Source organism: Staphylococcus sp. HMSC062A01 (assembly GCF_001836805.1).
Taxonomy (GTDB): domain Bacteria; phylum Bacillota; class Bacilli; order Staphylococcales; family Staphylococcaceae; genus Staphylococcus; species Staphylococcus haemolyticus.
The window spans coordinates 60317-74558 of record NZ_KV830640.1; the positions used below are offsets into that span (position 1 = coordinate 60317).

15 protein-coding genes and 1 pseudogene are annotated in these 14242 nt (G+C 32.7%); 6 read left to right on the forward strand and 10 right to left on the reverse strand.

What is annotated here, in order from left to right; translation table 11 throughout:
• Positions 1–63: 63 nt before the first annotated feature.
• Both HMPREF2715_RS09365 and HMPREF2715_RS09370 read right to left on the reverse strand, forming a co-directional pair.
• Complete coding sequence (locus HMPREF2715_RS09365) at positions 64–1725, reverse strand: amino acid ABC transporter ATP-binding/permease protein (protein ID WP_070678469.1); 1662 nt, start codon at positions 1723–1725, stop codon at positions 64–66.
• Entirely contained in the window at positions 1722–3353 is a 1632-nt protein-coding gene (locus HMPREF2715_RS09370; RefSeq protein ID WP_070839904.1) for an ABC transporter ATP-binding protein/permease, read from the reverse strand. The genes HMPREF2715_RS09365 and HMPREF2715_RS09370 overlap by 4 nt, the downstream gene beginning before the upstream one ends.
• Before the next feature lie 304 nt (positions 3354–3657).
• Here HMPREF2715_RS09370 and HMPREF2715_RS09375 point away from each other — a divergent pair, with 304 nt between their 5' ends.
• The 4 genes and pseudogenes from HMPREF2715_RS09375 to HMPREF2715_RS09390 all read left to right on the forward strand — a co-directional run bounded on the left by HMPREF2715_RS09375 (position 3658) and on the right by HMPREF2715_RS09390 (position 6245).
• Complete coding sequence (locus HMPREF2715_RS09375; RefSeq protein ID WP_070581446.1) at positions 3658–4533, forward strand: undecaprenyl-diphosphate phosphatase; 876 nt, start codon at positions 3658–3660, stop codon at positions 4531–4533.
• A 213-nt stretch (positions 4534–4746) separates the two neighbouring features.
• Positions 4747–5208: pseudogene (locus HMPREF2715_RS09380) on the forward strand (hypothetical protein); the annotation flags it as partial.
• A 12-nt stretch (positions 5209–5220) separates the two neighbouring features.
• On the forward strand, positions 5221–5667 hold the full coding sequence (locus HMPREF2715_RS09385; RefSeq protein ID WP_070441896.1) for a YaiI/YqxD family protein: 447 nt from the start codon (positions 5221–5223) through the stop codon (positions 5665–5667).
• A gap of 11 nt (positions 5668–5678) precedes the next feature.
• Entirely contained in the window at positions 5679–6245 is a 567-nt protein-coding gene (locus HMPREF2715_RS09390) for an LOG family protein (protein ID WP_037549149.1), read from the forward strand.
• 90 nt (positions 6246–6335) lie between these two features.
• Here HMPREF2715_RS09390 and HMPREF2715_RS09395 read toward each other — a convergent pair whose 3' ends face one another.
• The 4 genes from HMPREF2715_RS09395 to HMPREF2715_RS09410 all read right to left on the reverse strand — a co-directional run bounded on the left by HMPREF2715_RS09395 (position 6336) and on the right by HMPREF2715_RS09410 (position 8462).
• A complete protein-coding gene (locus HMPREF2715_RS09395) occupies positions 6336–6881 on the reverse strand; it encodes a GNAT family N-acetyltransferase (RefSeq protein ID WP_070581448.1) in 546 nt (181 codons plus the stop codon).
• 100 nt (positions 6882–6981) lie between these two features.
• Entirely contained in the window at positions 6982–7278 is a 297-nt protein-coding gene (locus tag HMPREF2715_RS09400; protein ID WP_070581449.1) for a hypothetical protein, read from the reverse strand.
• A gap of 180 nt (positions 7279–7458) precedes the next feature.
• The gene (locus HMPREF2715_RS09405; protein WP_070581450.1) at positions 7459–7947 is read right to left on the reverse strand and encodes an SA0632 family lipoprotein; all 489 of its coding nucleotides are present in this window, start codon (positions 7945–7947) and stop codon (positions 7459–7461) included.
• A 65-nt stretch (positions 7948–8012) separates the two neighbouring features.
• Positions 8013–8462: a GNAT family N-acetyltransferase gene (locus HMPREF2715_RS09410; RefSeq protein ID WP_070581451.1), complete on the reverse strand. Its 450-nt coding sequence runs from the start codon at positions 8460–8462 to the stop codon at positions 8013–8015.
• A gap of 125 nt (positions 8463–8587) precedes the next feature.
• Between HMPREF2715_RS09410 and HMPREF2715_RS09415 the strand changes: the two genes are divergently transcribed.
• Positions 8588–9277, forward strand: coding sequence for a DUF1129 family protein (locus HMPREF2715_RS09415; RefSeq protein WP_011276478.1), 690 nt, complete (start codon positions 8588–8590; stop codon positions 9275–9277).
• Between the two features lie 152 nt (positions 9278–9429).
• Here the strand turns inward: HMPREF2715_RS09415 and HMPREF2715_RS09420 are convergent, their stop codons facing one another.
• The 4 genes from HMPREF2715_RS09420 to HMPREF2715_RS09435 form a co-directional block, all read right to left on the reverse strand.
• Positions 9430–9918: a DUF456 domain-containing protein gene (locus tag HMPREF2715_RS09420; protein ID WP_070581452.1), complete on the reverse strand. Its 489-nt coding sequence runs from the start codon at positions 9916–9918 to the stop codon at positions 9430–9432.
• A complete protein-coding gene (locus HMPREF2715_RS09425; protein ID WP_070581453.1) occupies positions 9918–11138 on the reverse strand; it encodes an MFS transporter in 1221 nt (406 codons plus the stop codon). Before HMPREF2715_RS09425 ends, HMPREF2715_RS09420 begins: the two co-directional genes overlap by 1 nt.
• Positions 11139–11181: 43 nt before the next feature.
• Positions 11182–12036 (reverse strand): LysR family transcriptional regulator, encoded by an 855-nt coding sequence (locus tag HMPREF2715_RS09430; RefSeq protein ID WP_011276481.1) that lies wholly within the window; start codon positions 12034–12036, stop codon positions 11182–11184.
• A 143-nt stretch (positions 12037–12179) separates the two neighbouring features.
• Positions 12180–12791: a ribonuclease FAU-1 family protein gene (locus HMPREF2715_RS09435; RefSeq protein ID WP_070581454.1), complete on the reverse strand. Its 612-nt coding sequence runs from the start codon at positions 12789–12791 to the stop codon at positions 12180–12182.
• Positions 12792–13012: 221 nt separating this feature from the next.
• On the opposite strand from HMPREF2715_RS09435, the gene HMPREF2715_RS09440 reads away from it, so the two are divergent.
• Complete coding sequence (locus HMPREF2715_RS09440) at positions 13013–14116, forward strand: 5-methyltetrahydropteroyltriglutamate--homocysteine S-methyltransferase (protein WP_070441916.1); 1104 nt, start codon at positions 13013–13015, stop codon at positions 14114–14116.
• The last annotated feature ends 126 nt before the right edge of the window (positions 14117–14242 follow it).

The window sequence follows — 14242 nt, forward strand, 5'->3', positions numbered from 1 at the left end:
ATCTATAACAGATACCTCAGGTTTTTCGTTTTAAGGCAACGTATGCGTATATTTAAACATTGTCTAATTCATTTTTAATAAACGACTTAAATAATGGTTGCCATGACTTAGTTCATCATAACTCCCTTGCTCTTTAATCTGTCCATCAATAAGAACAACTATCTTGTCGAAATATGGCAGTAATTTTAAATCATGCGTTGCAATAACCAATGTTTCAACTTGTTCATCAATCAATTGCATCACTTGTTTAGTATTATCCTCATCTAATGCAGTCGTTGGTTCATCTAATAACCATATTGGGGAACCTTTTAGAAAAAGTCGACCTAATGCAATACGTTGCATCTCACCACCTGATAATGTATTTCCATCTAAAGTGATTGTTTTTTCTAAATCTAGATAGCCTAAATTGAGGCTCGTTAAGACACGTTGAATGACATCATCACTTTTACTAGAGAACATATTGTAACGTAATGTACCATCAAATAATTGTTGTGATTGTAAAAGAACATTAAGCTTTTCAAAGCGAATGTCTTCATCTAGTTGTGATATGTTCTGACCATGGAGAGAAACTTGTCCTTCATCGATATCGTACAAACCACTCATAATTTGTAATAATGTACTTTTACCTGAACCAGATGGTCCAACAATCGCTACTTTTTCCCCTTTCCCAACAGTTAAATTAATATTGGATAACGTTGGTAATTCTTGATGTTCATAACTAAACGATACATTCCTAATATTGTAGACGTTACTCTGTTTTGTTACCAATGATTGCTTAGATTGATCTACTGGATATGATAGAACATCATTTAAACTATTTAACGCTTCATCTGTATCTGCTTTGTAATATGCAAAGTTACTCATAGGCACTGTTTGTTCGAATAAAGTTAACATCATCAAAACAATACTCGTTAAATACACAACATTTAATTGTCCTTCTTTAACTTGAATAAATCCCAATGCTAAGGTAGCAAATATCGCGATCATTGCGATTATATTTAGCATATAATCATATAAAGTTAAAAATCTCGTTTCTTTCGATTGCATTTTGTCATACGATTCTAATGCGTTCATTAAATCTTCACGATAGGCTTCTGCATTGTTAAAACGATTTAACTCAGCATAGCCTTCTTTATAATCATAAAATTGGGTAATCGTAGTTTGTTGCTGTTGTTCAACTTGTTGCTTCAATTTACCTGCACGTTTGGCACTCAACCACGGTACAAGCCAAAGTGAACACAACATACTTATAATGATAACTATAGCATGCATAACACTAAAATATACCAATGTTACTGCTGCAATAATTGCTGTGAAACCAATGACAACCGGTGGATAATAGACTCTTAAATAGATGTTTTGTAAAGCTTCGACTTTGCTTATCATTTTAGTCAATAAATCAGCAGATGAATATTGGCGATATAAATTAGGTACTCTAGGGATTAATGTTTCTAAAAATTGAACCCGAACATCTCGTAACATTGTAAATGTCGTTTTATGTGATAGTAAACGCTCCTCGTATCTTGCAATCGCACGTATAAACCCGAATAACTTAACTGATACAACTAACACCATTAATGCATATAAAGGTGCGCCTAAAGCACTTTGAGTTACCATGTACCCACTTAAGAAGAACATTGCTAATGCAACGACACTCCCAATAACACCCGTCAATATTGCTAATATTAAATATTTGTCAGGTCGAAATCGAATTTGTGATTTCACACTAAGTCACCACCCTTTTCAAGTCTTACAGAAATCGTTTGATCATCTTCAACTAAGTAACCATCTTTTATAAATAATCGTCGCGTTGCTTGACGAATCGTTGAATCGCGATGCGCAATCATAATCATCGTTACCCCTTCAAAATGTTGTGCGATAACTTGTTGGATAACAGTTTCAGTCTCTATATCCAGGCCAGTCGTAGGTTCATCAAAAACAACAATATCAGGATTCATCAATAATACCCTTGATAACTCAATACGACGCATTTGTCCGCCTGATAGCATTTCTCCACCTTCACCTATTCTGCTATGAATATCATTTTTTAGAGACATAACCTTTTCTTTTAGCCCAACCATCTCTAACACATGAAGAATTTGGTCGTCATCAACTTTTTTAAACATTGCTATGTTGTCTTTAATTGATGCTGAAAAAATAAAAGGATTTTGACTGAGCATTCCAATTTGATTAATACATTTGTTAAAGGACACATGCCCACTCGTCGGACGTACTATTTGAGTAAGTAATTTTGATAAAGTCGTTTTACCTGCACCACTTGGTCCTACAATAGCTATATTTTCACCCTTATCTATCTTGAGCGATATATCACGAATGGCATAAGAAGGACTATTAGGATATTGGTAATTGACGTTGCGCATCTTAATAAGTGATTCTTGTTGCTCTTTTACTATTTCTCGATTAGTAAGCGGTGTATTTTCAGAATCTAAAAATTCAAAAACTACATCACTAGCACCCTCACTTTGTTTACCTGTGTGGAAAGCTTGTCCTAAATCTTTTATAGCATTATAAAATTCAGGAGCTAATATAATTGCAATAGCTGCTGTTTTAAAATCAATATTATGAAAAACAACAAGACTTAATGCTGCTTCTAATGCAACCAATCCAATACCAAGCATACTTATGAATTCGAGCATCAAACTTGATAAAAATGCACTCTTTAATATGCACATCGTTAAATCTCGAAATTGTGTACTATCTTCGTATACTTGTTTTTTCGTGTGGGCTGTCTGTCTAAAAAGTTTAAGTGTAATCAGTCCCTTAGACACATTAAGAAAACGTTGGCTAAACTGATTTAAATACGTCATTTGATCTTTTGATTCATCACGTGTTTTAAGTCCAAAAATGATATAAAAAAGTGGAATAAACGGTGCTGTAACTATCATTATTAATGCAGTATTTAAATGAATAAAACACATTGCTATGATAATCATTAAAGGGATCATCATAGATTTAAAGACCTGTGGCAAATAATTTTTAAAAAACGGGGATAGCCCGTCTATTGTCTCTGTTAAAATATTAATTTGCGTTCCTGTAGCAATAGTTGATTCTTTCAAAACAACTTCTCGACGCAATTGATGTTTAACTTTGCCAGCTAACGTATCACCTAATCTTAAGTTAATCATATTCAATGTTGCTCTAAGAATTAAAACGATTAATATGATAATCAATAATGAATTTACAGAACTCAAATGATTGTAAAGCACTCGATTTAAAAAACTCGCAATACTTATATTCTGAACCACTACTGTTATTGCTAAGAACATACTCACAATTCCCATAAATAATGGAAATACTTTATAATTAAAGACTAAATTCATTAGTTTTTTCACTTTATCTTCACCTAATTTATTATTATAAAAGGTTCTTAAATGTTTATCATTTAATATCTTTTGAAAAACAGTGACAATATAATGAACATAACATCTCATCCTTAAGTCCGTTGCGATAAGTTACGTTATATCAGTAAATTAATAAAGGTACTGCGATATATTGTATATAAAATCAATTATTAGTTATCTCATTATTATTAGCGTTGATTTGATGCGTTATGATATTATAGAAAAGTGAATTTTGACAACAATATATTGAAAGACAACAATATTTTAAATTTTTAATAAAAGAAAGAGGTTACTTATGATTATTATCGAGTTTATCAAGGGCCTTATCTTAGGTATTGTCGAAGGTTTAACTGAATTTGCTCCAGTTTCATCTACAGGTCATATGATTCTAGTGGATGATATGTGGTTAAAATCGACTGAATTTCTAGGTCCTCATTCAGCTTTTACATTTAAAGTCGTAATTCAATTAGGTTCTGTTTTTGCTGCGGCATGGGTATTCCGTGAGCGTTATTTCGAAATGTTACATATTGGCAAATATAGAAACACTTCAATAAATGAAGAATTCCGTTCTAAACCACGTCGATTAAATTTACTACACGTATTAGTTGGTATGATTCCAGCTGGTATATTAGGTGTGTTATTCGACGATTTTATTGAAGCGCATTTATTTAGTGTTCCTACTGTAATGATTGGTTTATTCTTAGGTGCAATTTATATGATTATTGCAGACAAATATAGTAAAAAAGTTCAAAATCCTAAGTCAGTTGACCAAATCAATTATGTTCAAGCATTCGTAATTGGTATCTCTCAAGCGGTAGCAATGTGGCCTGGTTTCAGTAGATCTGGCTCTACGATTTCAACAGGTGTCTTGATGAAGTTAGATCATAAGTCTGCTTCTGACTTTACCTTCATTATGGCTGTACCTATTATGCTAGCTGCAAGTGCACTATCTTTAGTTAAAAACTATCAACATATTGAACTTGCACATATTCCATTTTACTTAATTGGATTCTTGGCTGCCTTTATTGTTGGCTTGATTGCAATCAAAACATTCTTACACTTAATTAATAAAGTTAAGTTAGTACCATTTGCAATTTATCGAATCGTATTGGTAATAATTATAGCCATTCTTTACTTCGGCTTTGGAATTGGTCAAGGCATTTCAGGTTAATTATAAATCAATCTAATAGTGGCTTTACGTCACATAACATCGTCAAAGATTTAATCTTTGGCGATTTTTTTAGTCAATTAGCTGACTAAGACACTCTCTTAACCTACCTAGTTTTACTCAAGTTAATATAAGGGTTCTAGCTAGTTCCTTCGTTTAGTATGATGTATCATAGGGTAATGAAGATAAATAGTAAATCTAATGGAGGCAACGAGTATGGACAAAAAGAAAATCATTAAAACGGCGATTAATGTTTTACCAATCATTATTGTGCCACTAGTAGTAGAACGTAAGCGTATTAAATCTCATCCTGAGGTACAAAAAGCAACTCATGCAACGACAAATGCAGGACAAGCGATTGCGAATAAAGCAACAGGTGCAAAAGAGTATTTAGGAGATAAAAAACAAGAATTCGACAACAAACGTGAATTAAAGAAAATCGCAAAAGAAAATGACCCTGAATACATTCAGAAGAAAGGCGAAAAATTAGCTAAGAAAAACTATAAAGAAGCTGACAAAATGAATAAAAAACTTCAAAAAAATATTGATAAACGTCATAAAGAAGAAGAGAAATTGCAAAAGCAAGAAGAAAAAGCACGCATCAAAGAAATGAAAAAGTTCAAAGATCATGAAGCTGAAAGTGTTGTTACACAAAATAAAAATGAAGATAACAATAAGGCGTAACGCTTTATGACACGTGTAATCATTGATGGAGATGCTTGTCCAGTAGTTGATTCAGTAATTGAATTAACTAATGGGACAGGCATTTTTGTTACCATTTTACGCAGCTTTAGCCATTACTCAAATAAAGTGCTCCCAGATCACGTTGAAACAATTTATATTGATGATGGACCTGATGCTGTTGACTATAAAATTGTAAAGCTAGCTACACCAGAAGACATTGTAATAACTCAAGATTATGGACTTGCCAGTTTATTACTATCTAAAGTTAAGATTGTAATGCATCATAAAGGGCATTTGTATCGTTCAAGTAACATAGATATGTTATTACAACAACGTTATAATAATGCACAGATAAGAAAGCAAGGCGGTCGTCATAAAGGGCCTCCCCCTTTTTCAAAAGAAGATAAAAAACAATTTGAGCGTGCATTTAAATCAGTTATCAAACAACTGTAGGAGGAAGAATAATGAAGCGAATTGCAGTATATTGCGGTGCTAGTAAAGGTAAAGACCCCATTTATGTTAAAGAAGCATACGAACTTGGTAAATATATGGCTGAGCAAGGTTATGAATTAGTTTTTGGTGCAGGTTCTGTAGGTATTATGGGTGCAATTCAAGATGGTGTATTAGATCACGGTGGACATGCTATTGGTGTAATGCCTAAGATGTTAGATGAAAAAGAAATCACTAGTCAAAAAGTGAGCGAACTTATTCTTGTAGATTCAATGCATGAACGCAAACAAAAAATGGCGGAACTTGCAGATGCTTTTGTAATGGCCCCTGGTGGCGCTGGATCTCTTGAGGAATTTTTCGAGACTTATAGTTGGGCGCAAATTGGCATTCATGAAAAACCAATTGCCGTTTATAATTTAAATGGATTCTTCAATCCACTTCAACAACTTATAAATAGTATGATTGAAGAAGGATTTATTGATGAAAAATATAAACAATTAGCACCTTTATATAATTCTAAAGAAGATTTAATTAATGGGTTACTTAATTTTAAACCCTTAGGTATACGTACATACGATTAATTATAAAGCGACATGTTTTGGACTATTATATTTATAAAAGTGATTATTTATCACATAATATAACCATCCAATCTCATGTCGCTTTTAATCTTATATTGATAATTGTTTATAATAACGTACTTGTCTTTTTAACATATGATATTTGCTTAACTCTGGTAATTCAAAATGGTCATATAATGTCATGCCAATTTTTTCCATTACTTTTCTAGAAAGCAAATTATTTTCTGCAGTAAAGCTATAAATAGCTTCAATCCCCTTTTCTTTGGCAAATGCTAACACAGCTGTTGCACCTTCAGTGGCAAGTCCGTTACCCCATACTTCTGGAATAAGACGCCATCCAATTTCATATAGTGGTAATTCCTCAAATGGGTATTGGCTATCTTGAGGTATATAATTAACCCCAATAAAACCAAGCCATTCGCCAGTCTCTTTAAGTTCAACTGCAAATAAGCCTATACCGTTTTCTTTAATAATGTCATCCATTTTTTTCATATCTAATTCAGAACGTCGATAACTTAATAAACTTGGAAAATAGCGTCGCACTTGAGGATTAGCATTCATCTTTTGAAATGGCAATAAATCTTCTTGCTTCCAATCTCGTAATTTAAGTCTTTCTGTTTCTATATATGTAGCCATTTTCAACACCCCATTTTAAAGAAATACATGAGTAAAAAGTGCGATATGGATATAGACCATAGCACACTTTATCCGTCTTTAAATTTGATTGAGTAACTAATTAACCTCTAGATATATAACTAACGAGTTCAATGTGTACTGGAATCTCTTTTAAACAATCGCGTTGATCTTTAGGTGCAACAAAAGTTGCATCTACAAAGTCATTACGATGGTTAAGTTTAAATGTAGCTACAAATGTGTCGGTATCAGATTCAAAGTTTGGTAAGTGTGCAACCACACGTTTGATTTCACCAGTAGAATCAACAATTGTACGTCCAGTAATATTTTCTATTTCACGTCCTAATTCAGGTAATGTGATTTCGCGACCTTCTAAAATGTGAAAATCTTGTTCATGCATGTGTCATCTCTCCAATATTATAGTTTATGTTTAAACGTTTTATTATGTAGTTAAGCTTAATTTATACAATGATTAAAATGTGAATTGTAAATGATTTAAATTTAGTTTACCCTACATCCGTACATGTCAAACTTGACGTATGAGGCCGGCTAAATTGCCTTCATTATTTAAGTAATTTTATTAACGGCTACTTGATGATGTATCGTCTGAGCTACTTTGTTCACTTGTAGCATTTTCACCGCTATTTGATTGACCCTCTTGAGTATTACTAGATGGATTAGATTGCTGTGAATCACTACCACCATTTGTCTTAGAAGTATTCGTTTCGTTACTTGACGTGCTATTTTCAGTGGTACTTTGGCTCTTAGACTGTTTGTATGTATCACTATCTGATGATTGATTTGAGTCACTACTATCACTTTCATCACTTTCCGAATCATCTTTAGCTGATTCTGTCGCAACTGAATCATCCACTTCTTTTTGAAGCTTTTCACGTTGGTCGTTAAGTTTCTCTTTTTGCTTTTCTAAGTCTTTCTTTTGATTTTTCAAATCATCATTTTCTTTTTGAAGTTCTTTAACATCTTTCTCCAATGATGCTCTTTCATCACTTTTACCGCAAGCAGACAACATAAGTGTCGCAGAAAGTAGAAGTATCAACCATTTTTTCATGCTTTTCTCCTTTATTACGAATGAGTAATATTATTTTAACATGAATTAAGAACCTATTCATTTGTTTACCTTAGGTCTTTACGCATTTTTACATGACTTATCGCATAACCATTCGCTTTATTGAACTCAATCATTGCATCATTTGTAGCATCAACCATACCTTCAATTGATTTAGCACCCATTTCAATCGCCCAATTTTCTAAAGCAATCTTTAGACGCTTAGCATGACCCAGTCCTTGAAAATGAGGGTCAGTGTATATCATCTCAGTGATTACTTTTTCTTGAACTGCCTCAAAATGCCCCCAAATAAACGAAATTAAGCGCCGTATGTCTTCGCTCAATTCAATTAAAATTATATCATTACTGTGCTTTAATCGTTGAATAATCATATCTTGACGTAATCCAATTGATAGATGTGTCGCATTGTAATGTATTTCTCGCTTTTCAATATAATATTCTTGTATCTTTGCGATGAATTCAATCCATTCCATATCTTTAACAGTTAGTTTTCGCATAATGACTTCCTTTATGTTATACATTATATTCTATATTTATCTATGGTATGATTATCCATATTTAACATATAATAATCTATTATTTTTAAAAATAAAATAAGTTTAGACGTTAAGGAGCTTAGTCAATGAAATCCACTGCGAAATTAGCACGTGAAAATAATGTAAAATCATTGCGCCTAAATAATACAGATAGAGAAATCTTTGAAAATTATATGACATACATCCGCGCTGATTTACGCGTCAATCCGCATGACAGTGAGGTAATGCTAAGTCGTATATTAAAAAGATTATTAGAAGCTGAGAATGAAGGTACTTTAGCATTAGAGTTTTTCGAACATAATCCAAAAGCACATGCTAAAAAAGAAATTAAATCATTGCCTAATGAAACGTTTCAAAATATATTTAAGTATATTTTCAGGAATTTTATTTTTTTAATTGGTATTTTTTGTTTCTTTAAAGGCTTTATTGGCTTTTTTATTGGTGGAGATAATAATGAAGTTTACTTGTATACATTTCCGATTAGTGTCATAGCAGGTTTATTTATTATTTTTATGTTTATATTAGTCATATTTAAGACGGTTCAACTTCAAAGTTTCAATAATTCACATTGGGTGTGGTTATTTAATTACACTATTATCGCTTTACTGTTAGTCGCTCTATTTTATGTCTTTTTTATTCCGCAATCATTTTTAGCTTTTGGTCCTTACATTCTTATTAGTAATTGGTCATTTATTATAATTTCAGCCATCATTACGCCGATTGCTTTTTATATACAACATCATTTTGTTAACAAAGATTCAAATACTATCTTATAATACGTTGTCACGATGAACTAAGACTTGTAAAGTAGCATTTTATAAAAATTAAAAAGGTTAAGCATCTATATCGTACGTGCGCAATGATGTTCTCAAAAGACGAATTGAAAACTCAAAGCCACTTTGATATGAATGACTTAACCTTTTTTTAATTATCCTACTAAAAACACATCTATAAAGAACCAAATGACCATAATGAACATAATTAACGCTTGTGCAACTGAACTCGCTAAAAATGCTACTACAGATCCAATGCTTGCTTTAAATGCTTTTCCAAAATCAAAATCTTGCACTAATTCTACAATGAGCACTGCTATAAAAGGTACGATGATAATACCGAATGGTGGAAGGACGAAGCACCCAACAATCACACCTATTAACGCAGCATACTCACCCAGTTTAGAACCGCCAAAGCGATTTACAAAGTATTTATTCATTAAAAAGTCAGATACTAAAATAAATACAGTGAACAAAATCATAGCTACATAAAATATCCATGATAACCCATATTGAGAGAATCCAAATTGATAAATTAAGAATCCTACCCATAGCACAAGTACAGATGGAATAATAGGTTTAATTAAACCTACAAATGCTAAAACAAATGATAATAGTATTAATATCCATAAAACAACTTCCATTACTTAACTTTCACATCCTCTTCCGTATATTTTTGATCTTTCGTAAAGAATATCAATATCATTCCTATGAAAATAGATGTTGCTGAAACGAAGAAAACATTCTCCAATCCAACCCAATGGCTCATTGCACCACCTAATAAATTTCCTAACAACTGTCCAATTACCATTGCATTCGCAAATAATGTTGAAGCATAACCTGGGAAATCAGGTAAAATATCTTGGAAATAGCTAATACCTAATCCGAGTAAGATAGCTAAAAATAGTGCTAAGAAGATTTGTCCAATCATCATAGCATAGATATTTTCAAAAACACCAATACTAAAATAGAAGGCACCACCACTAACTCCACCTATGATTAACAACGTTCGAGTAGCTAACTTAGCAGATAACATACCTAATATAACCATAAAGGGAACTTCTAAGCCGGCACATAAACTTGCTAGCGTTCCTACATATCCTTCTTGCTCCTTAAGATAATCTGTGACAAATAGCGGCATATTCATTGTGTACATCCATTGACCTATATGTAATAAAATAAATGCTATAAATGGAATAAATAGTGTTTTATCTTTAAGCATATTAGGCGCAGTCTTCTCAATATTGGCTGTACCACCAACTTGCTCTTTTGCTGATAAATTTAAATCTTTATAGAAGAAGATTTGTAAAACAAGTGTGAATAATAAAATAAAGACGGTGCCACCAAAAAGTCCAGCATATCCCATAAATTGAATTAAATACGCTCCGATTAACGGACCAAATAAGAAACCAAAAGAAAACATAGAGCGTAAAACAGTATTGGCAAATTTGGCATTATTTCTTGAAGATGAAACGTTAATGGATTCACGTGCAGATGCATATAATTGTGGCATTGCTGGAGCGAATAACCCTTGAAAAATAGCGTATACAATAATAAACAACCAAATATTATGAATATAAAAATAAATCGAGAAACTAATAGCCCCCATCATTAGTGCACTAATGATGAGTACTTTTCTATTAATGCTATGCGTATCTGAAAAGCGAGCGACAATAGCATTGACTGTAAATTGACTTACTGCTGCTAGGGCAAGTAGAATACCGAATTGGTTAGTTGTCATCCCTAGCTCTTTAGTCGCGAATAAGACGAAGTAAGGTACTGTGATGGCAATCCCCATACCTAATAGCATCATATTCACAACGAATAATTTGTAGTTTTTTATATGCAACAATGCTGCAAACATTTTTCTACCTCTATTCTTATTTAATTACACGTTATCCTAATGATTAGCGAATAAAGTTAAGCATCAAAGTAACAAATGACTCAACTTGAGGGAGTTGTAACATGCTACTGTCATAACTCATAAATGTTGAGCGAATAAGTGGTTGATTGTCGATGTTTACCTTTTCAAATTCGAACATATTTTTATCTATATTTTTCATCATGATTTCCGGAAGAATCGTAACCCCTACACCACTTACTAACATTTCTTTGCATGTAGCAACTTGATCCACTGTTATTGTTGCGTGATAGTCTTGTCCAAGATTCTCATTATACCATTCTTTAATTTGATTAATATAGATAGGATCAGCTTGAAACTCTATGAAAGGTAATTTAGAAACCTCGCTCTTTCTTTCTTTTGGGTAGATAAAATAATGATCATCGTCAAAGAGGTGTGTATTAGTCAAGTTCATTACTTTATTTCCTCGAGTTATCATCACATGATAGTCTCTATGATTTGCTTTAATTTGTTCCGTAGAACCTACTTGAACTTGTATCTCAACATTTGGAAATTGTGAATTATATAAACTTAATACTTCTGGTAATAACGTTTGACCAATCAATGATGAGCAGCCAATTGAAATGGTACCATTCACTTCTCCAATATGGGCTTGCATTTTATCAAAAAATACACGCTCTCGTTTTAACATGTCACGAGCGTGCTCAATAATCATAGCACCCTCAGTGGTAGTGATTAATTGTTTCTTTGTACGGATAAATATGTCTACACCAAATGAATGCTCTATTGCTTTAAGTCGTTGTGTTACAGCTGGTTGAGAAATATATAATATTTCTGCTGCTTTACGTAACGTCTTGGTTTCATCTAATGTAATTAATAATCGATAGTCTTCTATTTTCATAGCTTCCCCCTACTAATGTTTATTCATGAACATGGCTATGAGCAACAAAAAAAGTTTAAGACCGAAACGAAAACTATATAAACAATGCTTCACATTTACTTATCGTTCCGCTTCGCTCCTAATATTAAAGGCTTAGAGTTCCATCATTTCCCTTTGTTTACATGTGGCTTATGATGTTGAATATGTTTTTTATACGTCTTATTATAATTTGGTTTTTTCAACTTACCAACCATCTTGTTATAGCAATACAAAATTCGATTATTAACATCATCAAAATTTTCATTGATTTCAATCATCAATTGATGCGCAATCATATAAGCTTCATGATATTGCTTTTTAGTGATTTGTTCATTTTTTAATGCTAATTTCAAATCATTTTCATCAACGAGCTCATATTCTCCAGTTGATGGTAACACAAGCACATCCAAGAATAAATCGAGTGTTCTAGCATTGCCCTTTTGAGTAATATTCTTAATATTGATATCGAAGTAATACTCCAATGGATTTCCTTTATCATCAAACATTGCAGTAATACTATATCGTTTCTTTTCTGGCAAAATCTGCAACCATTGATAATTGTCATCAGCAACAATTATATTCTGGCCTACTACCGTCACCTCTAAAGGTTCACGAACCTTCTTCATCGTGACCAAGCCAATAATACCCTTAAATCTATTATTATTTACCTTAACTTCTATGTAATCACGTTCTAATAGGCGACGCCAGTGACGTTTATCTATATATTTAATTTTCATAAAGCCACCAACTCCTTGTCATTATTATATTAAACTAACTAATTGATGTCATCTTTGGTCGTTTTTAATTGAATTACGCACATAAACATATAAAAATTTTCAATTTTATTTTACTACAACTAATTAATTTTTAGGGAAAATTGACAAAAATACTCGTATTTGATAGTTTATATTTATATTATCTGAAAATTCTAAATAAATTGATAAAGGAGGAACTGCTATTGACTTACAGACCTTTTAAAGCAGACCATGTTGGAAGTTTGTTACGACCTCAAAGATTAAAGGACGCTCGCGCTAAATATAATCAAAATGAAATCAGTGGTGCAGAGCTAAAACAAATAGAAGATGAGGAAATCGACCGTATTATAGAGAAGCAATTAGAAATAGGTTTACATAGTATTACAGATGGTGAATTTCGAAGAAGTTGGTGGCACTTTGATTTCTTAGAAAATCTAGATGGTGTCGAAGGTTACACTCCTGATCACGGGCTAGAGTTTGAAGGGCTAGAAACGCGTGCCCATAATGTAAGAGTAGTTGATAAAGTTAGATATAATCCTAATCATCCCCACTTTGACCATTTCAAGTTCTTATATGACAGAGTTAATGGACGCGCTACCGCAAAAGTATCAATTCCGAGTCCAAACCAATTATTCCACCCTAACATATTGAATGAAGATATTTATCCAAATATTGAAGACTTTGCTCATGATATTTCTGAAGCTTATCGTCAATCATTGCAACATTTTTATGATTTAGGTGCAAGGTACATACAAATAGACGATGTATATTGGGCTAGTCTGACTGACGGTACACATAAAGTTCGAGGACGTCAACGTACAGATGAAGAAAAAGTTCAAGCTCGTGAATTAGCATATAAGGTAGTAAATGATGCTGTCGAAGGTCTTCCAAAGGATTTAATTTTAACTACACACATTTGTCGTGGTAATTATCAATCAACATGGGCAATTTCAGGTGGTTACGAAGCGATTGCTCCGTATTTATTTAAAGAGCACCTGCATGGATTTTTCTTAGAATATGATGATGAGCGTTCTGGCGACTTTGAGCCTTTACGCTATTTTGATAAGGAGGCTTATGCCGTACTAGGTTTAATTACTTCTAAGACACCCGAACTTGAAGATAAAGAATTAATTAAACAACGTATTAAAGAGGCACAACAATACATCTCTCTAGATCAAATATGTTTGAGTCCTCAATGCGGATTCGCTTCAACTGAAGAAGGTAATCAACTCACAGAAGAAGAACAATGGACTAAATTAAAATATGTCGTAGAGCTATCTAATGAGTTATTAGGCAGCGCTAATTAGCACCTTATTGAATTCTAAAAAGAGCCTGGGCATAATTCAATGACTCAGGCTATAAATATATATTGGCAGAAGTTTACTGATTTAAAAATGCGCTTGTAACAAGCTTTTTTTAATTCTAGTCAACCT

Excerpts from the sequence above, each read along its gene's own strand:
- HMPREF2715_RS09375 (WP_070581446.1), top strand. The coding sequence starts at position 3,658 with ATGATTATTATCGAGTTTATCAAGGGCCTTATCTTAGGTATTGTCGAA.
- HMPREF2715_RS09385 (WP_070441896.1), top strand. The coding sequence starts at position 5,221 with ATGACACGTGTAATCATTGATGGAGATGCTTGTCCAGTAGTTGATTCA.
- HMPREF2715_RS09390 (WP_037549149.1), top strand. The coding sequence starts at position 5,679 with ATGAAGCGAATTGCAGTATATTGCGGTGCTAGTAAAGGTAAAGACCCC.
- HMPREF2715_RS09395 (WP_070581448.1), bottom strand. The coding sequence starts at position 6,881 with ATGGCTACATATATAGAAACAGAAAGACTTAAATTACGAGATTGGAAG.
- HMPREF2715_RS09400 (WP_070581449.1), bottom strand. The coding sequence starts at position 7,278 with ATGCATGAACAAGATTTTCACATTTTAGAAGGTCGCGAAATCACATTA.
- HMPREF2715_RS09405 (WP_070581450.1), bottom strand. The coding sequence starts at position 7,947 with ATGAAAAAATGGTTGATACTTCTACTTTCTGCGACACTTATGTTGTCT.
- HMPREF2715_RS09410 (WP_070581451.1), bottom strand. The coding sequence starts at position 8,462 with ATGCGAAAACTAACTGTTAAAGATATGGAATGGATTGAATTCATCGCA.
- HMPREF2715_RS09415 (WP_011276478.1), top strand. The coding sequence starts at position 8,588 with ATGAAATCCACTGCGAAATTAGCACGTGAAAATAATGTAAAATCATTG.
- HMPREF2715_RS09420 (WP_070581452.1), bottom strand. The coding sequence starts at position 9,918 with ATGGAAGTTGTTTTATGGATATTAATACTATTATCATTTGTTTTAGCA.
- HMPREF2715_RS09425 (WP_070581453.1), bottom strand. The coding sequence starts at position 11,138 with ATGTTTGCAGCATTGTTGCATATAAAAAACTACAAATTATTCGTTGTG.
- HMPREF2715_RS09430 (WP_011276481.1), bottom strand. The coding sequence starts at position 12,036 with ATGAAAATAGAAGACTATCGATTATTAATTACATTAGATGAAACCAAG.
- HMPREF2715_RS09435 (WP_070581454.1), bottom strand. The coding sequence starts at position 12,791 with ATGAAAATTAAATATATAGATAAACGTCACTGGCGTCGCCTATTAGAA.